The organism is Agromyces capsici (assembly GCF_058349965.1).
On sequence record NZ_JBYRET010000001.1, the window covers coordinates 100,775 to 124,622 of the forward strand.

Annotated in this window: 22 protein-coding genes and 1 pseudogene; 6 read left to right on the forward strand and 17 right to left on the reverse strand. The window is 73.4% G+C overall.

The features are described from left to right. Positions 1–41: 41 nt before the first annotated feature. From AC3RKB_RS00535 to AC3RKB_RS00560, 6 genes are all read right to left on the reverse strand, one after another. Entirely contained in the window at positions 42–1,091 is a 1,050-nt protein-coding gene (locus tag AC3RKB_RS00535) for an LLM class F420-dependent oxidoreductase (protein WP_491434033.1), read from the reverse strand. A 125-nt stretch (positions 1,092–1,216) separates the two neighbouring features. Next, positions 1,217–2,056 carry an anti-sigma factor gene (locus AC3RKB_RS00540; protein WP_491434034.1) on the reverse strand — a complete coding sequence of 280 codons (840 nt, stop codon included), beginning with the start codon at positions 2,054–2,056 and terminating at the stop codon, positions 1,217–1,219. Beyond that, positions 2,053–2,643: an ECF RNA polymerase sigma factor SigK gene (sigK, locus tag AC3RKB_RS00545; RefSeq protein WP_491436722.1), complete on the reverse strand. Its 591-nt coding sequence runs from the start codon at positions 2,641–2,643 to the stop codon at positions 2,053–2,055. Before sigK ends, AC3RKB_RS00540 begins: the two co-directional genes overlap by 4 nt. 152 nt (positions 2,644–2,795) lie before the next feature. After that, positions 2,796–4,154: an adenylate/guanylate cyclase domain-containing protein gene (locus AC3RKB_RS00550; protein ID WP_491434035.1), complete on the reverse strand. Its 1,359-nt coding sequence runs from the start codon at positions 4,152–4,154 to the stop codon at positions 2,796–2,798. Continuing rightward, positions 4,151–5,479, reverse strand: coding sequence for an alpha/beta fold hydrolase (locus AC3RKB_RS00555; protein WP_491434036.1), 1,329 nt, complete (start codon positions 5,477–5,479; stop codon positions 4,151–4,153). Before AC3RKB_RS00555 ends, AC3RKB_RS00550 begins: the two co-directional genes overlap by 4 nt. A 117-nt stretch (positions 5,480–5,596) precedes the next feature. Continuing rightward, positions 5,597–6,298, reverse strand: a complete 702-nt coding sequence (locus AC3RKB_RS00560; protein WP_491434037.1) for a DedA family protein — start codon at positions 6,296–6,298, stop codon at positions 5,597–5,599. A 175-nt stretch (positions 6,299–6,473) separates the two neighbouring features. Between AC3RKB_RS00560 and AC3RKB_RS00565 the strand changes: the two genes are divergently transcribed. Continuing rightward, a complete protein-coding gene (locus AC3RKB_RS00565; RefSeq protein WP_491434038.1) occupies positions 6,474–7,145 on the forward strand; it encodes a fasciclin domain-containing protein in 672 nt (223 codons plus the stop codon). A 112-nt stretch (positions 7,146–7,257) separates the two neighbouring features. Further along, positions 7,258–8,436 (forward strand): MarP family serine protease, encoded by a 1,179-nt coding sequence (locus AC3RKB_RS00570; RefSeq protein ID WP_491434039.1) that lies wholly within the window; start codon positions 7,258–7,260, stop codon positions 8,434–8,436. Positions 8,437–8,496: 60 nt separating this feature from the next. Here AC3RKB_RS00570 and AC3RKB_RS00575 read toward each other — a convergent pair whose 3' ends face one another. Both AC3RKB_RS00575 and AC3RKB_RS00580 read right to left on the reverse strand, forming a co-directional pair. Beyond that, entirely contained in the window at positions 8,497–9,423 is a 927-nt protein-coding gene (locus AC3RKB_RS00575) for an aldose 1-epimerase family protein (RefSeq protein ID WP_491434040.1), read from the reverse strand. Positions 9,424–9,433: 10 nt separating this feature from the next. Continuing rightward, entirely contained in the window at positions 9,434–10,318 is an 885-nt protein-coding gene (locus AC3RKB_RS00580) for a DeoR/GlpR family DNA-binding transcription regulator (protein WP_491434041.1), read from the reverse strand. An 83-nt stretch (positions 10,319–10,401) separates the two neighbouring features. Between AC3RKB_RS00580 and galT the strand changes: the two genes are divergently transcribed. After that, on the forward strand, positions 10,402–11,562 hold the full coding sequence (gene galT / locus AC3RKB_RS00585; protein WP_491434042.1) for a galactose-1-phosphate uridylyltransferase: 1,161 nt from the start codon (positions 10,402–10,404) through the stop codon (positions 11,560–11,562). Continuing rightward, a complete protein-coding gene (gene galK, locus AC3RKB_RS00590) occupies positions 11,559–12,719 on the forward strand; it encodes a galactokinase (RefSeq protein WP_491434043.1) in 1,161 nt (386 codons plus the stop codon). The genes galT and galK overlap by 4 nt, the downstream gene beginning before the upstream one ends. A 109-nt stretch (positions 12,720–12,828) precedes the next feature. On the opposite strand, the gene AC3RKB_RS00595 is transcribed toward galK, so the two are convergent. Next, positions 12,829–13,323, reverse strand: a complete 495-nt coding sequence (locus AC3RKB_RS00595) for a YbaK/EbsC family protein (RefSeq protein ID WP_491434044.1) — start codon at positions 13,321–13,323, stop codon at positions 12,829–12,831. Between the two features lie 79 nt (positions 13,324–13,402). On the opposite strand from AC3RKB_RS00595, the gene AC3RKB_RS00600 reads away from it, so the two are divergent. Both AC3RKB_RS00600 and AC3RKB_RS00605 read left to right on the forward strand, forming a co-directional pair. Beyond that, positions 13,403–14,743 carry an APC family permease gene (locus AC3RKB_RS00600; RefSeq protein WP_491434045.1) on the forward strand — a complete coding sequence of 447 codons (1,341 nt, stop codon included), beginning with the start codon at positions 13,403–13,405 and terminating at the stop codon, positions 14,741–14,743. A 10-nt stretch (positions 14,744–14,753) separates the two neighbouring features. Further along, positions 14,754–15,290, forward strand: coding sequence for a gamma carbonic anhydrase family protein (locus AC3RKB_RS00605; protein ID WP_491434046.1), 537 nt, complete (start codon positions 14,754–14,756; stop codon positions 15,288–15,290). 309 nt (positions 15,291–15,599) lie between these two features. Here the strand turns inward: AC3RKB_RS00605 and AC3RKB_RS00610 are convergent. The 8 genes and pseudogenes from AC3RKB_RS00610 to glyA all read right to left on the reverse strand — a co-directional run. Next, a pseudogene (locus AC3RKB_RS00610) lies at positions 15,600–16,679 on the reverse strand (DUF6716 putative glycosyltransferase); the annotation flags it as partial. Continuing rightward, positions 16,676–17,548, reverse strand: coding sequence for an N-acetylneuraminate synthase family protein (locus AC3RKB_RS00615; protein WP_491434047.1), 873 nt, complete (start codon positions 17,546–17,548; stop codon positions 16,676–16,678). The pseudogene AC3RKB_RS00610 and the gene AC3RKB_RS00615, both read right to left, overlap by 4 nt. Before the next feature lie 17 nt (positions 17,549–17,565). Beyond that, positions 17,566–19,011: a cytidylyltransferase domain-containing protein gene (locus AC3RKB_RS00620; RefSeq protein WP_491434048.1), complete on the reverse strand. Its 1,446-nt coding sequence runs from the start codon at positions 19,009–19,011 to the stop codon at positions 17,566–17,568. Positions 19,012–19,107: 96 nt separating this feature from the next. Then, entirely contained in the window at positions 19,108–19,503 is a 396-nt protein-coding gene (locus tag AC3RKB_RS00625; RefSeq protein ID WP_491434049.1) for a hypothetical protein, read from the reverse strand. A gap of 136 nt (positions 19,504–19,639) precedes the next feature. Beyond that, positions 19,640–20,278: a response regulator gene (locus tag AC3RKB_RS00630; RefSeq protein WP_491434050.1), complete on the reverse strand. Its 639-nt coding sequence runs from the start codon at positions 20,276–20,278 to the stop codon at positions 19,640–19,642. Further along, positions 20,275–21,369: a sensor histidine kinase gene (locus tag AC3RKB_RS00635; RefSeq protein WP_491434051.1), complete on the reverse strand. Its 1,095-nt coding sequence runs from the start codon at positions 21,367–21,369 to the stop codon at positions 20,275–20,277. The genes AC3RKB_RS00630 and AC3RKB_RS00635 overlap by 4 nt, the downstream gene beginning before the upstream one ends. Before the next feature lie 55 nt (positions 21,370–21,424). Next, the gene (locus AC3RKB_RS00640) at positions 21,425–22,312 is read right to left on the reverse strand and encodes a bifunctional methylenetetrahydrofolate dehydrogenase/methenyltetrahydrofolate cyclohydrolase (RefSeq protein ID WP_491434052.1); all 888 of its coding nucleotides are present in this window, start codon (positions 22,310–22,312) and stop codon (positions 21,425–21,427) included. A gap of 157 nt (positions 22,313–22,469) precedes the next feature. Continuing rightward, on the reverse strand, positions 22,470–23,789 hold the full coding sequence (gene glyA / locus AC3RKB_RS00645; RefSeq protein WP_491434053.1) for a serine hydroxymethyltransferase: 1,320 nt from the start codon (positions 23,787–23,789) through the stop codon (positions 22,470–22,472). Positions 23,790–23,848: the final 59 nt, after the last annotated feature.

The following is a 23,848-nucleotide window of genomic DNA, read 5'->3' on the forward strand; positions in this document are numbered from 1 at the left end:
AAGCCGAGCGAGCCCGTGGATGCAGCGACGCCGCGCGCTGTTCAGCCCACGAGTCGGCGAAGCCCCGACATGAGCGCCACGCGCTCCCCGGAGTTCCGCGCCAGCGGCGTGACCGTGAGCGTGGTGACGCCCGCCGCGGCGAACGCGGCGAGGCGATCGGCGACCTCGGACGGGGACCCGATCAGCGAGATCGCGTGCACGAGTTCGTCGGGCACCGCCGCGACCGCCTCGTCGCGGCGCCCGGTGAGGTAGAGGTCCTGGATCGTGGCCGCGGCGTCGGCGAAGCCGTAGCTCGCGATGAGGTCGTTGTAGAAGTTCTTGCCGCGCGCGCCCATGCCGCCGATGTACAGCGCCAGGTTCGGCTTGACCGCCGCGACGGCGGCGGCCGCGGCATCGGCTCGATCGGTGATCGCGAGGGCGGGGCTCGCGAACACGTCGAGGGTGCCGAGCTCGGGCGCGCGCTTGGCACGGCCGGCCTCGAGCGACGCGCCCCACACGTCGTGCGCGCGCTCGGGGTGGAAGAACATCGGCAGCCAGCCGTCGGCGATCTCGGCCGTCTGCTCGACCGACTTCGCGCCGAGCGACGCGACCGTGATCGGGATGCGCTCGCGCACGGGGTGGTTGATGAGCTTGAGCGGCTTGCCGAGGCCGGTGCCCTCGCCCTCGGGCAGTGGGATGTCGTAGTGGCGGCCATGGTGGACGACGGGCTCGCGGCGCCACGTCATGCGGCACACGTCGACGATCTCGCGCGTGCGACCGAGCGGCGCGTCGTACTTCACGCCGTGGAAGCCCTCGATCACCTGCGGGCCCGAGGCGCCGATGCCGAGCTCGAACCGGCCGTCCGAGACGTAGTCGAGGCCCGCCGCGGTCATCGCCGTCAGCGTAGGCGTGCGCGTGTACAACTGCAGGATGCCGCTCATGAGCGTCATGCGCGAGGTACGGGCCGCGAGGAACCCGAGCTGGCTGACCGCGTCGAACGAGTACGCCTCGGGCACCCCGATCAGGTCGACGCCCGCCGCCTCGAGCTCGGCGACCTCGTCGGCGACCTCGCGGAAGCCTCCGGCGTAGTTCAGGAACATGCCGACGCGCATGCGTCACTCCTCGTCGTCGTGGGGTGGTCGGGTCGGGCCGTGACGGCCATCTCAGACCCTAGCCGACGGGAGGACGGACGCCGCGACGCGCCCGATCCCCCGGAACGCGCCGCGACCCCCGAGTCTCAGGTCTCGAACGCGGCGATCGGGGCGGTGGTGGGCTCATCGGAGCCGCCCGCGGGCTCGACGGTGACGCCGACCACGAGTCCGGGCTCGAACTCGCCGTCGAGCACGACGTAGGCGGATCCGCCGGCGGGGTCGAAGGTGCCGGCGGGCGTCGCGCCCGTGGCGTCGATGTACCAGAGCTCGTACGTGCGGTCGTCGCCGACGTCGGGCAGATCGGCGACCTGCACAGCCGAGCGGCCGAGTTGCTCGGACCAGACGAGCGTGATGTCGCCGCCGCCCTCGGCCGGCACCGTTGCGGTCTGCGCGTCGGGCGCCGCGGCGATCGCCTGAACCTCGCGCTGGGCACCCCAGCCGGCGGGGCCGGCCCAGTTGAGGCCGACGATCGCGCCCGCGACGAGCAGCACGGCCGCCGCGGCGGACGCCGCGAGCACGACGGGTCGCTGGAACCAGCGGCGGCGAGCGGCGCGCTCGGCGGGGCCGGGGGCGACGGGGACGGATGGCGCCTCCGCGCCGGACGCGGACGGCGCGTCAGCGACGGGCGGCGCCGTCGCCGGCGCGGGCTCCGTGACATCCGCCCGCCCGACCTGCGGCACCTCGTCGAGGCGCGCGAACAGCGACGCCTTCAGCGACGGCGGTGGCGCAACGGGCGGCGCCGCATCGGCGAGCCGGCCCGCGGCCGCACGGTACGCCTCGACCTCGGCGCGCGCCTCGGGCGACTCCGCGAGCCGGCGCTCGACGAGCGCGCGCTCCTCGTCGGTCACGGCGTCGAGCGCATAGGCGGCGAGCAGCTCGTCGGGGTCGACAGGCCCGGGCCGACCGGCGGACTCGGGTTCGGTCATGCGGTCACCCCCAGGAGTCGGCGCAGGCGGATCATGCCGTCGCGCAATCGGGTCTTCACGGTACCGAGCGGCACGCCCAGCCGCTCGGCGATCTCGGCCTGGGTCAGGCCGCCGTAGTACGCCAGCGCGACGCACTCGCGTTGCTGCTCGCTGAGGCCGGCGAGCGCCTCGTGCGCCCGCTCGTGCTCGATGCGCACCTCGGCCGACTCGGCGACCGTGTCGACGGGCACGTCGACGTCGCGCGCGCCGATGCGGAGGTCGCGGTCGCGAGCGGACTGCGCCGACCGCACGCGGTCGACCGCGCGCCGGTGGGCGAGCGTGAACATCCACGAGATCGCCGACCCGCGAGACGCGTCGAACCGCGGCGCGGTCTGCCAGACCTCGAGGTAGACGTCCTGCGTGACCTCCTCTGCCTGCGCGGGGTCGACGACGAGGCGGCGCACCAGCCCGAACACGCGTGCGGCGGTGCGGTCGTAGAAGGTGCTGAAGGCGGCGCGGTCGCCGGTGGCGGCGGCGACGAGCAGGTCTTCGAGGGTCGGGTCGGATGTCGCGGGCAGGGGCGTCGCGTCATCCACGCGTCCCAGCATGGCAGACCCCGCCGACCGCCGCCGGGTCGGGGGCGTCACCCGGGACGGGATCGGGACGGCGAGCGCGACGGTCATGCGGGGCTCCTGCTCGGGACGGTGGTCGACCGTGGTTCGGTGCGGCCGACCACGAGGATTGCCCCGCCGCGAGCCGGTCAGGCCTGCGCGTCCGTGCCCGGCGCCGGCGCGCCATCCGGGACCAGGAACCACAGCCGCCACCGCCCGGGCACGCCCTTCAGCTCGTGCTCGCCGGCATCCTCGAACACGAACGCGGAGCCGATCACGAGCAGGCGCACCGCCTCGCCCACGAGGACGCGGCCCGGGTCGGAGGCGGCGCAGATGCGAGCCGCCGCGTGCACCGCGATGCCGACGAGCTCGCCCTCGCGCACGATCACCTCGCCGGCGTTCGCGCCGACCCGGAGGGTCAGCCCGAGCGCCGCGGCATCCGCCACCGCCGCCTCGGCGAACTGCAGCGCCGAGGAGGGCAGCGCGAAGGTCGCCACGATGCCGTCGCCGGTCGTGTTCGCCTCGGTGCCCGAGAACCGCGCGATCGCGCGCCGCAGCGCCTCGTCGTGCGCGGCGAGGATGCTGCGCCAGCGCTCGTCGCCGAAGCGGGCGAGAGCGGCGGTCGAGTCGACGATGTCGGTGAAGACGGTGGTGAGCACGTCGCGGCGACCGCCGCTGCGCGCGCCGGTGAGGAACTCCTCCATCTCGTCGACGAGCTCGCCGTCCGGGAGGATGGCCGGCAGCACGGACGATCGGCGGACCAGCTTCAACCGGCCGTGCGGCAGCGCGTCCGCGAGCCAGCGCATCGGCGCCTCGTCGATCCCGTCGAGGCCGGTGTCGTGCAGCACGAGCACCGGGGCGCGCACGTCGGCGAGGCAGGCCCGGATGTCGAGCCGCACGATCGCCTCGGCGAGGCGCCGCGCCGCGGTCGGCGTCGCCGACATGCTCTCGTACCGCTCCCACCAGGCGACCAGCCGCTCCGCACCCTCGGACTGCCAGAACTGGCGCACCACGCGTCCGCGACCCCACTCCGACGGATCGAGGCCGGCCATCAGGCTCGCGATCCACGCGGGATCGAGCGCCCACGGGAAGTCCTCCTCGGCATGGCCGACCGCCAGCGCCTCGTAGGCGATGACCGCCTCGATGCGATCCGGATGGCGCGCCGCCGCCACGAGCGCCGTCGCGCCGCCGTCGAACCAGCCGATGAGCGCCGCCCTGCGGCTGCCCGCGGCGTCGAGGATCGCGATGAGGTCGTCGGCGTGGTCCTCGACGGTCGCGTCGAGGCCGCCGCGGTCGGAGAGCCCCGTGCCGCGCTTGTCGAAGAGGATCACGCGCGCGCCGAGTCCCTGCAGGCGCTCCAGGAACTCGAGGTGCTCGGGCAGCTCGCAGAAGACGTCGACGTTCGAGATGAAGGCGAACACGAGCACGATGTCGCGCTCGCCGTCGCCGAACACCTTGTAGGCGAGGTCCACCCCCTCGCGATTCGCGTACCGCGTGGGAGGGATCACGTGGCGACCTCCAGCCGGAACAGGCGCCACGCGCCGGGGACGCCCTTCAACTCGTGCTCGCCCGCGGGTGCGAACGGGATCCCGGAGCCGTCGACGACCACCCGGACGGTGTCGGTGACGAACACCTGGCCGGAGCCGGCGAGGGCCGCGACCCGGGCCGCGACGTGGACGGCGATCCCGATCAGGTCCTCATCGCGGACGAGTACCTCGCCGCAGTGGACGCCGGCGCGAAGGCCGAGGTCCATCTCCGCCGCCTCGGCCACGGCCTCCTGCGCGAAGCGGATGGCCGACGACGGAAGGGGGAAGCTGGCCACGAACCCGTCGCCCGCGGTGTTCACCTCGCGACCGCCGAACCGGACGAGCGATCGCCGGAGCGAGTCGCGATGCGCCGCGAGCAGGTTGCGCCAGTGCACGTCGCCGGAGTGCGCGAGCTCCTCCGTCGAGCCGACGACGTCGGTGAAGACGATGCCGGCGAGCTCGCGGCGGCCTCCGCTGCGCGTGCCGACGAGGAACTCCTCGATGTCGTCGAGCAGGTCGTCGGACGGGATCAGGAGCGGCACGGCCCCCTTGTGCCGGGTGAGCGCGAGTCGTCCGTCCGGCAGCGCCTCCGCCATCCAGCGATGGGGCTCGCTCGGGAGCCCGGGGTAGTCCAGGTCGTGCATCACGAGGACCGGCACGGCGACGCTGTCGAGGTACGCGCGGATGTCGAGGGCCAGCGCGTCGTCGAGGAGCCTCGCCGCGGCACTCGGGGCCGCGGAGAGACGCATGTAGCGCGTGGCCCACTCGATGAGCCGAGCGTCGCGCGCCCACTCGGGCACCATCGATCGAACCATCGCGGGTTGGCCCCATCCCCAGGTGAGCAGCTTGCGCATCGCCGCCTCGCCGAATCGCGGCGCGAAGCCCCACGGGAATCCGTCGACCGGTCGCCCGACGGCGAGCACCTCGGCCGCGACGACGGACTCCACGCGACCGGGGAATCGAGCGGCCGTCACCAGGCACGCAGCGCCGCCGTCGAACCAGCCGAGGAGGACGGCCCGGCTGCTTCCGGCCGCGTCGAGCACGGCGACCAGGTCGTCGCTGTGCTGCTCGATCGTGACGGGCTCGGTCCCCCGATCGGACATTCCGGTGCCGCGCTTGTCGAAGAGGATGACGCGACCGAGCCGCGCGAGGCGATCCACGAACTCGGCGTTCTCGGTCAGCTCGAAGAACACGTCGATGTTGGAGACGAGCGGGAAGGCGAGCAGCAGGTCGCGCGGTCCGTCGCCGACGACCTTGTACGCGATGTCGGCGTCGCCGCTGCGGACGAAGGACGTGGTCGGGATCACGGCGACACCCCGGCGGGCCGCCGCATGCTCGGAGCGATGCGACGGCGACCCCGCGGAGGACGCCCGGTCACGCCTCCACGGTAGTACTCAGGTGGCCGCGACGCGCCGCAGCCCGGCTCAGATGCCGCCCTCGACGGCCTCGCCGCGCGCGACGCGACGCCGGTGCTCGCGGATGCGGACGACCCGCTTGGCGACGAACGCCGCGACGGCCAGCACCACCGCCACGATGACGACGAGCTGGAACCCGTCGGCCCACGGTTCGACGACGTGCCAGTTCTCGCCGAGCAGGTAGCCGGCGAGCACGAACACGGTGTTCCAGATGGCACTGCCGATCGTGGTGAGGGCGAGGAACAGCGCCAGGTTCATGCGCGTGACGCCCGCCGGCACCGAGATGAGCGAACGGAAGAGCGGGATCATCCGGCCGAAGAAGACGGCCCTGCGGCCGTGCCGGAGGAACCAGGCCTCGGTGCGGTCGACATCGGCGACGTCGACCAGCGGAACGGCCTTGACGATCGCGCGCGTGCGCTCGCGGCCGAGCGCGGCGCCGATGCCGTACAGCGCGAGCGCGCCGACGACCGAGCCGAGGGTCGTCCAGATCAGCACCTCGGCGAGCCCGAACGAGCCCTGGCTCGCGGTGAATCCGGCCAACGGCAGGATCACCTCGCTCGGCAAGGGCGGGAACAGGTTCTCGAGGGCGATGGCCAGGCCGGCCCCGGGTGCACCCAGGGTCTCCATGACGTCCACGGCCCACGCGGCGAGGCCGGTGAGCTCGGGGTCGGCAGCGGCGGCGGCGGTTCGGATCGCGATCGTCGTCGTCATTCAATCGACGCTATTCGACGCTGCCTGAGCGGTCGGTGGGGGAAGCCCCCGGATCGGCGAGCCGCCGCGGTCTCCGATCCGGGCCGCCGCAGGGTCCAATCCGGCGCGGCGAGCATGCCGAACACCCCCATGACGGCCCCGAGAGGCGGGCCGCACACGTCGAAGGAGAAGACCGATGCGAACCACCATCCGCTCGCACCGCACCGCACTCGCCGCGTTCTCGATCGTCGCGGTCGCCGCGCTCGGCCTCGCCGGCTGCAGCGCCGGCGCGTCGAGCGAGCCCGAGGCCGCGACCGACGACCAGACGACGATGACCGACGAGCCCATGGCCACCGGGGAGATGGATGCCGACCCTGCCGCGAACCTGGTCGGTCCGGGCTGCGCCGACTACGCCGCGCAGGTGCCCGACGGCGCCGGCTCGGTCGAGGGGATGTCGCAGGACCCCGTGGCGGTCGCGGCATCCAACAACCCGCTGCTGACCACGCTCGTCGCCGCGGTCTCGGGGCAGCTGAACCCCGACGTCGATCTCGTCGACACGCTCAACGGCGACGAGTTCACGGTGTTCGCCCCCGTCGACGACGCGTTCGCGAAGATCGACCCGGCCACGATCGAGTCGCTGAAGACCGACACCGAGACGCTCACCTCGATCCTGACCTACCACGTCGTGCCCGGGCAGCTCTCGCCTGATGAGGTCGTCGGCGGCCTGGCCACCGTGCAGGGCGGCTCGGTCGAGGTGACCGGCTCCGGCGACGAACTCATGGTGAACGACGCGAACGTCATCTGCGGCGGCGTCATGACGGACAACGCGACCGTCTACCTGATCGACTCGGTGCTCATGCCGCAGTGACCCGCGTACCGCAGCGCACCGAAGGCGCCCGGGCTTCCACCCCGGGCGCCTTCAGCGTGCTCCGAGCCGCGTGCGCGAGGCTGGTCCTCCCACCAGAAACGGAGCGCCGCACATGCCCTGGAGCCTGATCCTCGACATCGTGCTGATCCTCGTGCTCATCGGCGCCCTCGTGCACGGATGGCGCGCCGGGCTGCTGCACAGCCTGGGCGGGCTGCTCGGCCTGATCGCCGGCGGCATCGCCGCGTACTTCGCGATGCCGTGGGTCGTGTCGTTCATCGCAGCGCCCGAGTGGCGGGCGCCCGTCGCCATCGCCGTCGCGGTGCTGCTGCTCGTCGCCGGGTTCACGCTGGGCGCCTCGATCGGGCGCGCGCTCCGGCGCGGCGCCGACGCGGTCAAGCTCGGCATCGTCGACCGGATCCTCGGCGCGATCGTGAACACCATGGCGACCGCGTTCGTCATCGCCCTCGTCGGGGCGGGCGTCGCGACCATGGGCGTGCCCGTCGTCTCTCCCGCGGTCGCCGGCTCCTGGGTCGTCCGCGGCATCGAGCAGGTCACGCCGCCGCCCGCTCGCGCGCTCATGGCGGAGCTGCGCACCGCGGCGGTCGGCGACGCCATCCCGTGGCTCGTCGGGGTGCTCGACGGGCCGACGGTCGCGCCGGAACTGCCGACGGGTGGCGTCGACGATCCCGAACTGTCCGCCGCCGCGGCATCCGTCGTGCGCATCACCGGGCTCGCGTACGAGTGCGGCGGCAACCTCACCGGGTCGGGCTTCGTCGTCGCCGAGGACCGGGTGGTCACGAACGCGCACGTCGTCGCGGGGGTCGACGATCCGCTCGTCGAGGCCCCGGGCCGCGGGCCCGTCCCGGGACGCGTGGTCGCGTTCGATCCCCGGAACGACCTCGCCGTGATCGCGACCGACGGCCTCGGGGTGCCGCCGCTCGGCCTCGCCGACGCGCCGGCGGCGGAGACCGACGTCGCCGTGGCCGGCTACCCGTTCGGCGGGCCGCTCGAGCTCAGGGCCGCGCGCGTCATGGCGACCGGGCCGATCACGATCTCGATCGACGGCGAGAGCTCGTCGCGCGATGTCGTCACGCTCGCGGCCGACGTCGACCACGGCAACTCGGGCGGCCCGGTGCTCACGGGCGACGGGCTCGTCGGCGGCGTCGTGTTCGCGAAGTCGCAGACGGTCGACAACGTCGGGTTCGCCGTGCCGGTGGGCACGCTCGAGCCGCTCGCCGACGAGGCGCCGTCGCTCAGCGACCGGGTCGACTCGGGCAGCTGCGTCGGCTGACGCTGCATCGGCCGCCGCCGCGTCAGCGGCCGGCGCGTCGGAGCGCGGCGCCCGCCGGACTCACTCGGCCGTGAAGCCGGCGAAGCGGATGCCCCAACTGAGTTCCCACTGCTCGCCCGGGTCGAGCCAGCGCAGGCCCTTGCCCGAGTTGAAGGCCTCGGCCGGGGCCGTCATCGGCTCGACCGCGATGGCCTTGCTCTCGCCGGGGTAGCTCTCGGTCGTGTACACCTGCACGTAGGCGAACTCGTCGTCGGCCCAGACCGACACAGTGCGGCCGTCGGGCGCGACGAGCGTGTGCTCGACCGTGCCGTCGACCGCTGCGAGGCCGCCGAAGGCGTCGTCGAGCTGCACGTCGCCCACGCGCCGACCCTCGCGGAAGTCCCATTCGGTGTCGTCGACCGGCACCTCGCCCGTGGGAAGCAGGCGGTCGTCGACCTCGATGTGGCTCGACGCGTCGAGGCGGAGCACCAGTTCCTCCGTCGCCACGTCGCCGATCTTGACGAACGGATGCGTGCCGACGGCGACCGGAGCCGGCTCGCCGCCGAGGTTCTCGAGGAAGTGCGTGACCTTGAGCCCGTCGGCGACGAGCTCGTAGCGCACCGCCGTGCGGACCGTGAACGGGTAGCCCATCTGCGGGTAGATCGTGGCGGCGAGCGTGACCGTGTCGCGCTCCTGCTCGACCGGCGTGTACTCGGCGTAGCGCAGGAGCCCGTGGATCGCGTTGTGGCGGGCGGGCTCGGTGATCGCGAGCTGGTACTCGCGGCCGTCGTGACGCCACACGCCGTCGCGGATGCGGTTCGGCCAGGGGACGAGCACGATGCCCGAGCCCGACGGCGGGGTCTCGTCGTCGCCGTAGGCCGGCACGAGGTCGATGTCGTTGATGGAGAGCGTGCGGAGTCCGGCGGCGACGGCCGTGACGGTCGCCCGGACGTCACCCGTGGAGGTCGAGGTCTCGAGCACGAACTGATCGCCGGTGGGGTGGGTCATGGAGACCACCTTAGGGGTGCTCGGGGCCGTGGGCGACGAGCACCTCGAGCCCCGCGTCGCGCAGCTCGCCGACGAGGATCGCGGGCGCCGCGGCATCCGTCACCAGGGTGTCGAACGAGTCGACGGGCGCGATGCGGCCGAGGTGCACTTCGCCGAGCTTGGACGCGTCGGCGACGACGACCGCTCGCGCGGCGCGCTCGAGCATGAGCGACTTGACGGCGGCCTCCGGCAGGTTGGCGTTGGTGACGCCGAGCCTCGGATCGACGCCGTTGCAGCCGATGAAGGCGAGGTCGACGTGCACCTCGTCGAGGATCGAACCCGCGAGCGGGTGCACGAGGGAGTGCTGGCGGGGGCGGAGGGTGCCGCCCGTGACGATCACGGTGAACCGCGGGATCTCGGGTTCGAGCTCGAGCGCGATCGAGAGGCCGTTCGTGAGGATCGTGACGTCGTCGAGGTCGGCGCGGGCGCGCAGCGCGCGGGCGACCTGGAGCGTGGTGGTGCCGACGTCGAGGATGACGCTCTGGCCGCTCTTCACGAGCGACGCCGCGTGCTCGCCGATGAGCTGCTTGGGCACGACCGAGGCGGCGAGCGCCTCTTCGAAGCTCGGCTCGCGCTCGGGCCGCGCCTCGGCCGACGGGCCCGCCCCGGTGGGGACCGCCCCGCCGTGCACGCGACGCACGAGGCCCTCGCGCTCGAGCGCGTCGAGGTCGGCGCGCGCCGTGACGGGGGTGACGCCGAAGGACTCGCTGAGCTCGACGACCCGCACGAAGCCCCGCTCGGTGACGAGGTCGGCCGTGAGGGCGCGGCGCCGCGTCACGTCGCGCGGCATCGACATGATCGCCGCGGCCGCCCTGACGACCACCGGCGTCTCGTTCGACAGGTCGAGATCGTCCACACCGCCATCTTCACCTGCGAAAGCCGACTTTGCAATACGAAACACCGCTTGTTTCTCAAACGAAAACGTCGTACGGTATGGCCGTGCAACAGACCGAACCCGGCATCCTCGACCCGCGCGTCGCCGTGCGCCGCTCGACCCTCGCCGACGGGCGCGAGCTCCTCTACTTCGACGACGCCGACACCGTCCTCCCCGCCGAACGGGCGATCGACCCGCGCGTGCTCGATCCCCGGCCGGCGACCGCCGAGATGCGCCAGGACCCGCTGACCGGCGACTGGGTCTCGATCGCCGCCGCCCGCCAGAACCGCGTGTTCCTCCCGCCGGCCGACGCCGATCCGCTCGCCCCGCAGACCGAGACCAACCCCTCCGAGATCCCGAGCCTGTACGACGTCGCGGTCTTCGAGAACCGTTCGCCCTCCTTCGGTCCCGACCTGCCCGGGTGGGGCGAGGCGACGGATGCCGCGGGAGCCGCCTCCGCCGCCCTCGACGAGGTGCGCAGCGTCGGGATCGAGCGCCGGCTGCCGTCGCACGGGCGCTGCGAGGTCGTCTGCTTCAGCCCCGAGCACGAGGGCTCGTTCGGCACGCAGTCCGTGTCGCGCGCGCGCACCGTCATCGAGGCATGGGCGCACCGCACCGCCGCGCTCTCCGCGCTGCCCGGCGTGCAGCAGGTGTTCCCGTTCGAGAACCGCGGCCGCGACATCGGCGTCACCCTCCCCCACCCGCACGGGCAGATCTACGCCTACCCGTACGTGACGCCGCGCACCGAGCGCCTGCTCGCCGCGATCGATGCGTACGGCCCGTCGCTGCAGGCCGACATCCTCGAGCGCGAGCGCGCCGGCGAGCGCGTGCTCATCGCCGGCGAGCATTGGACGGCCTACGTGCCGTTCGCCGCGCGCTGGCCCATCGAGGTGCACCTCGTGCCGCACCGCCACGTGCCCGACCTCGCCGAGACCGACGAGGCCGAACGGGCCGAGCTCGCCTCGGTGTACCTCCGCCTGCTCCGCGGCCTCGACCGCGTCTACGACACGCCGACCCCGTACATCGCCGCCTGGCACCAGGCGCCGGTCCACGAGCGGCGCGACGAGGTGCGCCTCACCATGCAGCTGACCAGCCCCCGCCGCGCCGCCGAGCGGCTGAAGTACCTCGCAGGGTCCGAGGCCGCGATGGGCGCCTGGATCGGCGACGTTCCCCCTGAGACGCAGGCCGCGGCCCTGCGCCACGCGATCGAAGGAGTCGAGCTGTGACCGACCACGTGGCATCCGCCCAGCACGGATTCGCCGAGCAGTACGGCCGTCGTCCGGCCGGCGTCTGGTCGGCGCCGGGCCGGGTGAACCTCATCGGCGAGCACACCGACTACAACGACGGTTTCGTGTTCCCCTTCGCGATCGACCGTCGCACCACCGTGGCGCTCGGCGACCGCGACGACCGCCTCGTGCGGGTGGCCTCCACCTTCTCGCCCGACGTCGTCGAAGTGCACCTCGACGAGCTCTCTCCCGACGCCGTCACCGGCTGGGCGGCGTATCCGCTCGGTGTCGTGTGGGCGCTCGGCGAGCACGGGGCCGACCTCGCGCACGTGCGCGGCGTCGACCTGCACATCGACTCCGACGTGCCCGTCGGAGCGGGCCTGTCGTCGTCGGCCGCGATCGAGTGCGCCGTCGCGCTCGCGCTCGACGAGCACTGGGGCCTCGGGTTCGACCGGCCGACGCTGGCCAAGGTCGGCCGGCTCGCCGAGAACCGCGTCGTCGGCGCACCGACGGGCATCATGGACCAGTCGGCGTCGCTGCTCGGCGAAGCCGACTCGGGCGTGTTCCTCGACTGCCGCAGCCTCGACGCCGACGTCATCCCCCTCGGGTTCGCCGAGGCGGGGCTGTCGCTGCTCGTGATCGACACGCGGGTCAGCCACGCGCACGCGACGGGCGGCTACGCCGCACGCCGCGCCTCGTGCGAGGCCGGTGCCCGCATCCTCGGCGCCGAATCGCTCCGCGAGGTGCGCATCGACGACCTCGGCCGCGCCGAGAGCCTGCTCGACGACGAGACGTTCCGCCGCGTCCGCCACGTCGTGACCGAGAACCAGCGCGTGCTCGACACCGTGCGCACGCTGCGCGAGCAGGGTCCGGGCGCGATCGGGCCGCTGCTCGACGCGTCGCACGTGTCGATGCGCGACGACTTCGAGATCTCGGTGCCCGAGCTCGACCTCGCTGTGGAGACCGCGCAGGCGAGCGGTGCGATCGGCGCGCGCATGACCGGCGGCGGCTTCGGCGGCGCCGCGATCGCGCTCGTCGAGGACGACCTGCTGCCGGTCGTCACGAGCCGGGTCGCGCAGGCGTTCGCCGAGCGCGGCTTCCGGGAGCCGGCGATCTTCACCGTGCACGCCGCGCAGGGCGCCCGTCGCGACGCGTAGTCCCGATGCGTCCCGGTCGAGGAGCCGCCGGAGGCGCCCGTCGCCGGGCGTGAGGGTTGAGGAGCCGCCGGAGGCGCGCGTCTCGAAACCCGCAGCGCGACGGGATCGACTACTTCGGCTCGACCGCGGTCGGCGTGCCGCCCGTGATGCGCACGAGCTCGTCGTACGTCGTGGGGAAGACGGTCTTGGCGTGCCCGGCGGCGGCCCACACCTCGTCGAACGCGGCGAGGTCGGTGTCGATGAACGTCCGCACCGGGGCGGGGTGCCCGACGGGCGCGACCCCGCCGATCACCTGGCCGGTCGCCGCCTTCACGACGTCCTTCGAGGCACGCCCGATCCGGCCGCCGAGCCGCTCGCCGAGCCACTCCGTGTCGACGCGGTGCGCACCCGACGTGAGCACGAGGATCGGCTCGTCGTCGAGCGTGAACACGAGCGAGTTCGCGATCTGGCCGACCTCGACGCCGAGCGCGTCGGCGGCGAGCTGGGCGGTCGTGACCGCGTCATCGAACCATACGATGCGCGGCTGGATCCCGTCGGCGACGAGCGCGGCGACGACGCGGTCGACGGCGGCGTGCGAGGGGGCGGAGGTCTGCTCGGCGGGCATGGGTCGATCCTACGAGCGGATGCCGCATCCGCTCGCCCTGCGCACCACGCCGGTCACCGGATTGCCGTAGGGTGCGGGCGTGAGCGACTCCTCCCCCACCCCCGCGCACGACCGCCTCGCCCGTCGGCTCGGACTCCGCGACGCCGTCGCGATCGGCCTGGCCGCGATGATCGGCGCGGGCGTGTTCGCGGTGTGGGCCCCGGCCGCGCAGGCCGCGGGATCGTGGCTGCTCGCCGGCCTCGCCGTCGCGGCGCTCGTCGCGTTCGCCAACGCGGGCTCGACGGCGCAGCTCGCCGTGCGCTACCCCGAGGCCGGCGGCGCCTATCGCTACGGGCGCGAGCGGCTGGGCGAGTGGCCGGGTTTCTTCGCCGGCTGGGGCTTCGTCGTCGGCAAGACCGCGAGCTGCGCGGCCATGGCGATCACCGCCGCCGCGTACCTCGTGCCGTCCGCCTGGCAGAAGCCCGTCGCGGTCGCGGCCGTCGTCATGCTCGTAGGGGTCAACGTGCTCGGCGTCACCCGCACGGCGCGCGTCGCGTCGGTGATCGTGTCGGCGGTGCTCGCGGTGCTCGTCGTGGTCGTCGCGGCGGGGTTCGCAGCGATCGCCGGCGCAGGGTGGGATGCGCGCGGCGGCGGCGAGACAGTCGTCCCCCTCGTGTGGCTGCCGTTCCCGTCCGTGGCGATCGCCGGCATCTACGGCGTCCTGCAGGCCGCCGCCCTGATCTTCTTCGCGTTCGCCGGGTACGCCCGCATCGCGACGCTCGGCGAGGAGGTGCGCGAGCCCACGCGCACAATCCCGCGCGCGATCGGCATCGCGTTCGGCATCGTGCTCCTCGTGTACGCGCTCGTCGGCACGGCCGCCCTCGGTGCGCTCGGGCCTGCGTCCCTCGCGGAGTCCGCGGCCCCGCTGGTCGACGTGGTCCGTGTCGCCGGATGGCTCTGGGCCGAGCCCGTCGTGCGGGTCGCCGCCGGCGTCGCCGCGCTCGGTTCCCTCCTCGCGCTCATCGCGGGCATCGGCCGCACGAGCTTCGCGATGGCGCGCGACGGCGAACTGCCGCGCCCGCTCACCTCGGTCCATCCGCGGTTCGGCGTACCCCACGTCGCCGAGCTCACGGTGGGCGTCGCGGTGGTCGCGCTCGTGCTCGTCGCCGACCTGCGCGGAGCGATCGGGTTCTCGTCGTTCGGCGTGCTGCTGTACTACCTCGTCGCGAACACGTCGGCGCTCAGACAGCCCGCCGCCGAGCGGCTCGTGCCCCGCTGGCTCTCCTGGCTCGGCGCCGTCGGATGCGTCGTGCTCGTCGTCACCCTGCCGGTCGTCTCGATCGTCGCGGGCGTCGCGGTCTTCGCGGTCGGCGCGGCGGTGCGCGCCATCCGCCTCGCCATCGCCCGCCGCCGCCACTCGGGGGCCTCGGACGCCGAATAGGCTGGGCGGCATGAGTGCCGACCCGTCCGCCCGCATCCTCACCATCGCCGGCATCCCGGCGCCCGACCTCGACCCGACCGCGTTCGTCGCACTCGGCGCCGTGGTCGTCGGCCAGGTGCGCCTCGCCGCGCAGTCGAGCGTCTGGTACAACGCGGTGCTGCGCGCCGAGGCCGAGACGGTCACGCTGGGCGAGCGTTCGAACCTGCAGGACGGCGTGGTCTGCCACGTCGACGCGGGCTATCCCGTGGCGATCGGCACGGGCGTCTCGGTCGGGCACCGCGCGGTGCTGCACGGCTGCACCGTCGAGGACGACTGCCTCATCGGAATGGGCGCAACGATCCTCAACGGCGCGGTGATCGGCCGCGGGTCACTCGTCGCGGCCGGCGCCGTGGTGCTCGAGGGCACCGTCGTGCCGCCCGGCTCGCTCGTCGCGGGCGTCCCCGGCAAGGTTCGCCGCGAGCTCACCCCCGACGAGCAGGCCGGCATCCGCCGCAACGCCGAGTCGTACCTCGCGCACGTCGCGCGACACACCGCCCCGGTCGACTGATCCGTCCGACGCGCGGGTCGGGGCGACGGATGCCGCCACTCCGCGTGGCACGGACGTGCGCGTCTCGAGTGCGATCGCGCCATCCGCTGCCCTCGCGAGCCGCCGCCGCAGCCGCCTCACCCGGCGCACGACCCCGCGCGCGGGCACGCCGACGCCCCACGCGATCGCACCCGCGAGGCTGCGGTCGTGCTCGCCGAGCATGCGGCGCCGCTCGAACAGGGTGCGCAGTACCCCGCCGGACAGGTTGTGCCGGCGCTCGAGCGCCGGCAGCGGCACGATCTCGCGAGCCTCGACGAGTGCGGCGAGCCACGACGCCCAGTCGTCGACGTCGGCCCCGTGGAAGTAGTTGTCGGCGAGCCAGGCCGGATCGGCGTGCCGGAAGCGACCTGCGACGAGGTCCTCCGTCGATCCGAACAGCCCGGCGCCCTCGAAGACGGTGTTGATCATCGTCGGCGACACCCCGTAGTCGTCGACGAGCAGTGCGGGCAGGTCGAGCGCGATCGCCTCGAGCGCGGCGGTCGAGCTCACCGTGACGAGCGCGGCCGCGCGGGCGAGCTTGTCGATCATCGGGCCGTCCTCGATCACGAGGTTGGCCGGGAGGTCGACGAGTCGGGCGAGCTCTGCGAGCAGGTCGGCGTAGTCGTGCTCCTCGGCGTGGGTCTGCGCCTCGCCCGAGCGCGCGCGGACCTTGACCACGACGCGGTGCGGTGCCCGGTGACGCGCGAGTTCGGCGAGGGCGGCGAGCAGCGCCATCCGGTCGTCGCGTTCTGCGGGCACCTTCGCCTGGGTGGCGAAGACGATGTCGGTCGCCCCCGCGGGTCGAGGAGGCCGTTGGCCGTCTCGCAACCCCGTGTCCCCCGCGAGGAACGGCAGCGTTGCGAGCCCGAACATGCGGTCGATGCCGAGGTCGGCGGCGTTCGCGCGGAACTCGCGCACCTCGCGCCGGCTGTGCAGCACGATCAGGTCGGTCTGCTCGCGGTAGATCACCGCCTTCGGCACGGCTGGGATCGTCAGGCCGGGGAAGCCGCTGAGGAGCGCGGGGCGGTTCGGTCGGCGGTTCAGGCGCGGCGCGACGACGCGCACGAACGGACCGCGCAGTGCGAGCAGCACGGCGTGCGGGTCGAACGCGTCGAGCTCGTCGTCGAGACCGCCACGGCTGCCCGCGCCGTCCAGCGGCACGATCCGGGTGTCGGCCGGCGTGAATCGCGTGGCCGCGAGCGCGTGTGCGAGCTGCCGCTCGCTCGGCATCACGGGCGAGGCGATGACGACGAGCCGGGCTTCCCACTCGGGCGGGAGCGTCGACGCGAGCGCGGCGCCCCACTTCACGTACGAGTCGGCGTCGGCGACGACGAGCAGGCGGCGCCCCGCGACATCCGCCCCGACCGTCACGCGAGCACCCGGCGGAGCTTGGCCATCGGCGCCTCCTCGCCCGGGTACACGCGCTTGACGCCGTCGCCGAGCGCGTCGCCGATGATGCGGATGTCGCGCACGAGGTGGTCGAGCCCCTGCGGCTCGAGCGAGGCCGAGTGGTCGGAGCCCCACATCGTGCGGTCGAGCGTGATGTGCCGCTCGACCGCGACGGCGCCGAGCGCGACCGCGGCGAGCGAGATCTGCAGGCCGCGCTCGTGGCCGGAGTAGCCGACGGGCACGCCCGGGAAGCGCTGCTTCAGCGCGGGGATCATGAGCAGGTTCGCCTCCTCGGGCGGCATCGGGTAGCTCGAGGTGGCGTGCAGGATCACGAGCCGCTCGGTGCCGAGCACGGTGACGGCGCGGTCGATCTCCTCCATCGTCGACATGCCGGTCGAGAGGATGACGGGCTTGCCCGTGTCGCGCACCGCCTCGAGCAGCTCGAGGTCGGTCACTGACGCCGAGGCGATCTTGTGCGCGACGACCCCGTACGACTCGAGGTCGGCGACGGCGGGCGCATCCCACGGCGACGCGAACCAGTCGAGGCCGTGCAGCGCGGCGTGCTCGGCGATCGCGGCGTACTCGTCGCGGCCGAACTCGACGCGGTGCCGGTACTCGAGGTAGGTCATGGTGCCCCACGGCGTCTCGCGCGGCATGAGCTTCATGTGCTCGGGCGTCGAGAGGTCGGGCGTGCGCTTCTGGAACTTCACGGCCTGCGCGCCGGCCTCGGCGGCGACCTCGATGAGGCGCTTGGCGATGTTCACGTCGCCGTTGTGGTTGAGGCCGATCTCGGCGATGACGTAGACGGGTTCGTACTCGCCGATGGCGGCGTGGCCGATGCGCACGGACATGCGGGACTCGCTTTCGTTCAGTGGGTCTTGGCGGATGCTGCGGCGATCGCCTCGCGCTGCAACCGGGTCGGGTGGGCGGGGTCGAGTTCGCGCGGCTCGCGCATCGCGTCGGCGGTTTCGGCGGCATCGGATGTCGCGGCGCGACGCTTGGCCTCGCGTGCGGCGAGCACGAGCTCGGCGAGCTCGCGCACCGCACCGTGCCCGCCGTGCCGTTCGAGCACGTGGCGTGCGCGTTCGAGTGCGTCGGGCGCGGCATCCGGAACGGCCAGCGGCCAGCCCACGATGTCGAGCGCGGGGATGTCGCCGCGATCGTTGCCGAGGTAGGCGATGCGATCGAGTCGGATGCCGCGGGCCGCCGCCCATTCGCGCAGCGCCGCGCCCTTGTCGGCGAGGCCCTGGATGCAGTCGACGCCGAGCTTCTCGGCGCGGCGGCTGACCACGGGGTTCGCCTCGGCGCTGAGGATCAGCACGGGGATGCCCGCGTCGCGCAGCCGCGCCACCCCGGCGCCGTCGGCGCGCGAGACGCGGACCGACTCGCGTCCGAGCTCGTCGAGACCTGCGGTGTCGTCGGTGTGCACGCCGTCGAAGTCGGTCACGACCGCGTCGACGTCGACGAACGGATGGCGCGGGTCGGCCACCCACGCCGCGCCGGTGCCGGCGCGCTTCGCGAGCGCCGATGCGACGCCCGCCGCCAGGCGCCGGTCGATGCGCGGCGCGAGCGCACGGGCGCGGGCGAGGTCGGCGGCGTCGTCGATCTCGATCGCGGTGTCGGGGTGCACCGGCTGGATGCCGACGCGCCCGAAGAAGCGGTGCCGGGCCTGCACGAACCCGTCGGTGCGGAACACGTAGAACGCGCCGGTCTCGAGGAACTCGGGCTCGCGGTCCTGTCGGCGCGGACGGTTGGTCGGGTCGTGGTTGACGCCGACCGCGCTGGCGCCGTCCGCGTCGTCGGCGCGCTCGCGCCAGAGGAAGCCGTGCGTGGGCGTCGCCGCGAACACGACGTCGCGCTCGCCCGCCGCGACGCGCTCGATCGCCGCGTCGAGGTCGGCGGGGTCGATGAACGGCGAGGTCGCCTGGATGAACACCGTCACCGCGGCCTCCGGCGTCTCGAGGCCGCCCAGCACCTCCATCGCGTGCAGCAGCGCCGACTCGCTCGACGCCTCGGCCCCGGCGAGCTCGGCGGGTCGCGCGACGACCTCGGCCCCGGCCGCGATGGCGGCCTCGGCGATCTCCTCGTCGTCGGTGGTGACGACCACCCGTGCGGTGCGCTCGGCGCCGAGCGCCGCGTGCACCGCCCGCGCGATGAGCGGCACCCCGCCGACGCGGGCGACGTTCTTGCCCGGCAGGCCCTGCGACCCGCCTCGCGCGGGGATGATGGCGGTCGCCCGGGCGACGGGCACCCCTCGCCGGCCGCTCGGCGCCACGGCGGCGGCGACGTTCTCAGCGTCCTGGCTGCGGCTCATGCCGCGAAGCTATTCGCGGCGTTCGTCCGCCCGGTGCACGACGGGTGAACGGCCGACGACCGTCAGGATGACAGCGGGGGCGGGCGGGAATCGCCGTCACCACCCGTACTCGCGCCGGCGGCGCAGCATCGCGACGAGCATCGCGGGGATCATCAGCACGTGACCCGCGGTCATGACGGCCATCGCCGACATCAGGCCGGCCCACTGGAACGGCAGCAGCACCAGGAACGACAGGTACATCGCCGCCGACATCTCCGCGATCGCGGGGACCCCGTGCCCGCGGATCCGCATCCACAGCGCCATGCCGATCGACATGTTCGTCGCCATCACGAGCGCCTGGGCGGTGAGGTCGTCGTGCAGACCCGGCCACAGCCACATCCAGACCGGCTCCAGCACGAGCATGCCGACCACCATGGCGATGACCATCTCGAGCCCGTGCAGTGCGAATCGGAGCACCGACGGTCGGTGCGCGGTCGTCGCGTCGTGGTTCATGTCGACTCCTCGGAGGGTTCGCGTTCAGGAATGCCGGAATCCTCCGCCGGTGCACGGGCGTCGGCACGTGCCGAACGTCATGGTGCAGGTCACGTTCCCGGCGTGACCGGTGACGTGACCGTCGCGGCGCCCGTGCTCAGAGCAGGCCGAGATCGCGCGCACGAATGGCCGCCTGCGTGCGATCGCGCACCTGGAGCTTGGACAGCACGCTCGTGACGAGGTTCTTCACGGTTCCCTCCGCGAGGAACAGCGCGCCCGCGATCTCGCGATTGCTGTGGCCGTCGGCGAGCAGCCGCACGACCTCGACCTCGCGGTCCGAGAGCGGATGCTGCGGGGGCGGCGCCTCCTCGGGCATGCCGGCGACCCGCGCGATCACCTTCGCGGCCACCGACGGCTGCAGCACGGATTCGCCGCGCGCGGCCGCGTCGAGCGCCTCGACGAGCCGCACCGAGGTCACGTCCTTGAGCAGGTATCCCACGGCGCCCGCCCGGAGTGCCGCGAAGACGTCCGCGTCGTCATCGAAGGTGGTCAGGGCGAGCACGCGCACGTCGGGCTGCTCCGCGCGCAGCCTGGCCGTCGCCGCGATGCCGTCGAGCACGGGCATCCGCAGGTCCATGAGCACGACGTCCGGCCGAACCTCGGCGCTGCGCCGCACCGCCTCCTCGCCGTCGCCGGCCTCGCCGACCACCTCGATGCCCGGCTGCACCTCCAGCAGGGTCCGCAGCGCCTCGCGGAAGAGGGCCTGGTCGTCGGCGAGGAGCACGCGGATCGTCACGCCGGCACCTCAACCGAGAGCGTGAGCCCGTTCGCGTCCCCCGGTTCCAGCGACATCCGGCCGCCGAGATTCGCAACGCGCTCGCGGAGCCCGATGAGGCCGAAACCGTCTGCGGGCGTCTCGGGAAGCCCTCGGCCATCGTCGCGCACCTCGAGCCTGACGCGATCATCGGCGCGGAAGTCGAGCACGACGGTCGTGCGGCTGGCCCCCGCGTGCTTGCGCACGTTCGTGAGGCCCTCCTGCGCGGCGCGGAAGAGCGACTCGTCGACCTCCGCGCGGACCGGGCGGACCTCGCCGCGGATCTCGAGCTCCGTCGGCACGCCGGCTGCCGTCGCCTCGGCGACGAGCGTGCGCAGCGCGTCCTCGAGCTTCGGCCGCTCCTCGCGGAGCGCGGCCACCGAGCGCCGCACCTCGGCGAGCGCCTGCCCCGACTGCTCCTGCGCCGTGGCGAGCATGCCATCCAGCTGCTCCGGCTCGGCCGTCCGGAGGACGGCGCGGGCCGCCTCGAGTTGCATGCGGACGACCGTCAGGTGGTGTCCGAGGCCGTCGTGGATGTCGCGTGCGAGCCGGTTGCGCTCCCGCATCGCGGCGAGCTGTTCGGCCTGGGCGGTGTAGCCCCGCAGCCGCTCGTTCGCCTCCGCCAGGGCGGCCCGGGCCTTCTGCTCGCGCACGAGCACCTCGGTCACGATGAGCGTGAAGACCGTGACCGCGAGCGTGCCGAGCCCTTCACGGAGTCCATCCCGCCAGTCCATGCCGAGGTGGACCAGCGGGATGACGGCGGCGATCGCGGCGGCGGCGGGCAGCGGCAGGAGCAGCACGCTCTGCACGACGAGCACCACGAGGAGCAGGCTGGCCCCGACCGCCGCACCCGAGAGGGAGTAGATCCAGAACCCGAGCGCCAGCTGGACGACGGCGAATGCGGCACGCCACCAGATCGATCGCGTCCGCACGAACGGGAAGCCGAGGATCGCGAGCAGCACGAACGCCAGCCCGGCGAGCAGGGTCGGCACCGGCTGCTGCTCGAAGCTCGCGGAGCCGAGCGGCAGCGTCGCGTACGCGATGACGGTGAGGATGGCCAGCGCCCACTGCACCGTTCAACTGTGGTCGAGGCGGGTCCGCGGGGTCAACCACCCGCCCCGTTGGAGGTCAGCGACCGCGCAGCTTGATCTCCGCCGCCTTCACGACGTTCGCGAGGAGCATCGCGCGGGTCATCGGCCCGACGCCGCCGGGGTTGGGCGACAGGTAGCCGGCGACCTCGGCGACCGCCGGGTCGACGTCGCCGGTCAGCCTGCCCTTGCCCGTCTCCTCGTCGGCGACCCGAGTGATGCCGACGTCGAGCACCGCGGCGCCCGGCTTGATCCAGTCGGGCTGCACCATGTGCGGCACGCCGACGGCCGCGACCACGATGTCGGCGCGGCGCACCTCGGCCGCGAGGTCGGAGGTGCGCGAGTGCGTCAGCGTCACCGTGGCATCCAGCCCCTTGCGGGTGAAGAGCAGGCCGAGCGGGCGACCGACGGTGAGGCCGCGGCCGATCACGGTCACGTGCTGTCCGCGGATCGGCACGTCGTACCGGCGCAGCATCTCGACGATGCCGGCCGGCGTGCACGGCAGCGGCGAGTGGAGCTCGCCCTCGATGCCGAGCACGAGCCGGCCGAGGTTGGTGGGGTGCAACCCGTCGGCGTCCTTGTCGGGGTCGATGAGCTCGAGCATGGCGTTCTCGTCGTGCCCGGCGGGCAGCGGCAGCTGCACGATGTACCCGGTCACCTCGCGCGCCGAGTTGAGGTCGCGGATCGCCGCGCGCACGTCGGCCGTCGAGGCCGAGCGCGGCAGGTCGACGCGGATCGACTCGATGCCGACCTCGGCGCAGTCGCGGTGCTTGCCCGCGACGTACGACCGCGACGCGGGGTCATCGCCGACGAGCAGCGTGCCGAGCCCCGGCACGACGCCGTGGGCGCGCAGCTCGGTGATGCGCGTCGAGAGCTCGGACTTCACGGCCGACGCCGTGGCGACGCCGTCGAGGGTGATCGCGGTCATGGTCTTCTCCTCGTCCCGCACATGCGGGGGTGGGTGGTGCGTGCAGAATTCAGGAGCGCGGAGCGTGCGCGGCCCGGTCGGGCCGGAGATCCGGCCCGACCGGGCCGGCCTCCGGCGGCCGCGCTCCTGAATTCTGGAAGTGCGCGGACCCGGCCGACTACTGCTGCAGGCCCGGGTAGAGCGGGAACGCCTCGGTCAGCGCGGTCACGCGCGAACGGAGCGCCGCGACATCCGGGTTCGACTGCAGCGCCAGCGCGATGACGTCGGCGACCTCGGTGAACTCGGCGTCGCCGAAGCCGCGGGTCGCGAGCGCGGGCGTGCCGATGCGCAGGCCCGAGGTGACCATCGGCGGGCGCGGGTCGAACGGCACCGCGTTGCGGTTGACCGTGATGCCGACCTCGTGCAGCCGGTCTTCCGCCTGCTGGCCGTCGAGCTCGGAGGTGCGCAGGTCGGCGAGCACGAGGTGCACGTCGGTGCCGCCCGTGAGCACGTCGACGCCGACGGCGCGCGAGTCGTCGGCCGTGAGGCGCTCGGCGAGGATGCGGGCGCCGCGGATCGTGCGCTCCTGGCGGTCGTGGAACTCCTCGGACGCCGCGATCTTGAACGCGGTCGCCTTGGCGGCGATCACGTGCATGAGCGGGCCGCCCTGCTGGCCGGGGAACACGTTCGAGTTCAGCTTCTTCGCGAGCTCCATGTCGCGCGAGAGGATGAAGCCCGAGCGCGGGCCGCCGATCGTCTTGTGCACGGTCGAGCTCACGACGTCGGCGTGGGGCACCGGGTTCGGGTGCAGGCCTGCGGCGACGAGGCCCGCGAAGTGCGCCATGTCGACCCAGAGCTTCGCGCCGACCTCGTCGGCGATCTCGCGGAACGCGGCGAAGTCGAGCTGGCGCGGGTACGCCGACCAGCCGGCGATGATGACCTGCGGCTTGTGCTCGCGCGCCTTGTCGCGCACCACGTCCATGTCGACGAGGAAGGTCTCGGGGTCGACGCCGTACGCCACGGCGTTGTAGAGCTTGCCCGAGAAGTTGAGCTTCATGCCGTGCGTGAGGTGGCCGCCGTGCGCGAGCTCGAGGCCGAGGATGGTGTCGCCCGGCGTCGCGATCGCCGAGAGCACGGCCGCGTTGGCGGTCGCACCCGAGTGGGGCTGCACGTTGGCGTACTCGGCGCCGAACAGCGACTTCGCGCGCGCGATCGCCAGGTTCTCGGCGACGTCGACGAACTCGCAGCCGCCGTAGTAGCGGCGGCCCGGGTAGCCCTCGGCGTACTTGTTCGTGAGCACGGAGCCCTGCGACTGCAGCACCGAGACGGGCACGAAGTTCTCGCTCGCGATCATCTCGAGCGTGGTGCGCTGGCGGTTCAGCTCCTGCTCGAGGACCTCGGCGATCTCGGGGTCGACCTCGGCGAGGGGCTGGTTGAAGACGGATGCGGCGCCCGCGACGGCGTCGGCGGGGGCGTCGGTGGTGAGGGACTCGGCCAAGACTGGCTCCTTCGAAGATGACATGCGGACCTGCGGTTCAGGGCCTCGTGCGACTCGCG

Bases quoted from the DNA above. Each gene is read 5' to 3' on its own strand.
- AC3RKB_RS00535 (WP_491434033.1), bottom strand. From the start codon at position 1,091: ATGCGCGTCGGCATGTTCCTGAACTACGCCGGAGGCTTCCGCGAGGTC.
- AC3RKB_RS00540 (WP_491434034.1), bottom strand. From the start codon at position 2,056: ATGACCGAACCCGAGTCCGCCGGTCGGCCCGGGCCTGTCGACCCCGAC.
- sigK (WP_491436722.1), bottom strand. From the start codon at position 2,643: ATGCTGGGACGCGTGGATGACGCGACGCCCCTGCCCGCGACATCCGAC.
- AC3RKB_RS00560 (WP_491434037.1), bottom strand. From the start codon at position 6,298: ATGACGACGACGATCGCGATCCGAACCGCCGCCGCCGCTGCCGACCCC.
- AC3RKB_RS00565 (WP_491434038.1), top strand. From the start codon at position 6,474: ATGCGAACCACCATCCGCTCGCACCGCACCGCACTCGCCGCGTTCTCG.
- AC3RKB_RS00570 (WP_491434039.1), top strand. From the start codon at position 7,258: ATGCCCTGGAGCCTGATCCTCGACATCGTGCTGATCCTCGTGCTCATC.
- AC3RKB_RS00575 (WP_491434040.1), bottom strand. From the start codon at position 9,423: ATGACCCACCCCACCGGCGATCAGTTCGTGCTCGAGACCTCGACCTCC.
- AC3RKB_RS00595 (WP_491434044.1), bottom strand. From the start codon at position 13,323: ATGCCCGCCGAGCAGACCTCCGCCCCCTCGCACGCCGCCGTCGACCGC.
- AC3RKB_RS00605 (WP_491434046.1), top strand. From the start codon at position 14,754: ATGAGTGCCGACCCGTCCGCCCGCATCCTCACCATCGCCGGCATCCCG.
- AC3RKB_RS00615 (WP_491434047.1), bottom strand. From the start codon at position 17,548: ATGTCCGTGCGCATCGGCCACGCCGCCATCGGCGAGTACGAACCCGTC.
- AC3RKB_RS00620 (WP_491434048.1), bottom strand. From the start codon at position 19,011: ATGAGCCGCAGCCAGGACGCTGAGAACGTCGCCGCCGCCGTGGCGCCG.
- AC3RKB_RS00625 (WP_491434049.1), bottom strand. From the start codon at position 19,503: ATGAACCACGACGCGACGACCGCGCACCGACCGTCGGTGCTCCGATTC.
- AC3RKB_RS00640 (WP_491434052.1), bottom strand. From the start codon at position 22,312: ATGACCGCGATCACCCTCGACGGCGTCGCCACGGCGTCGGCCGTGAAG.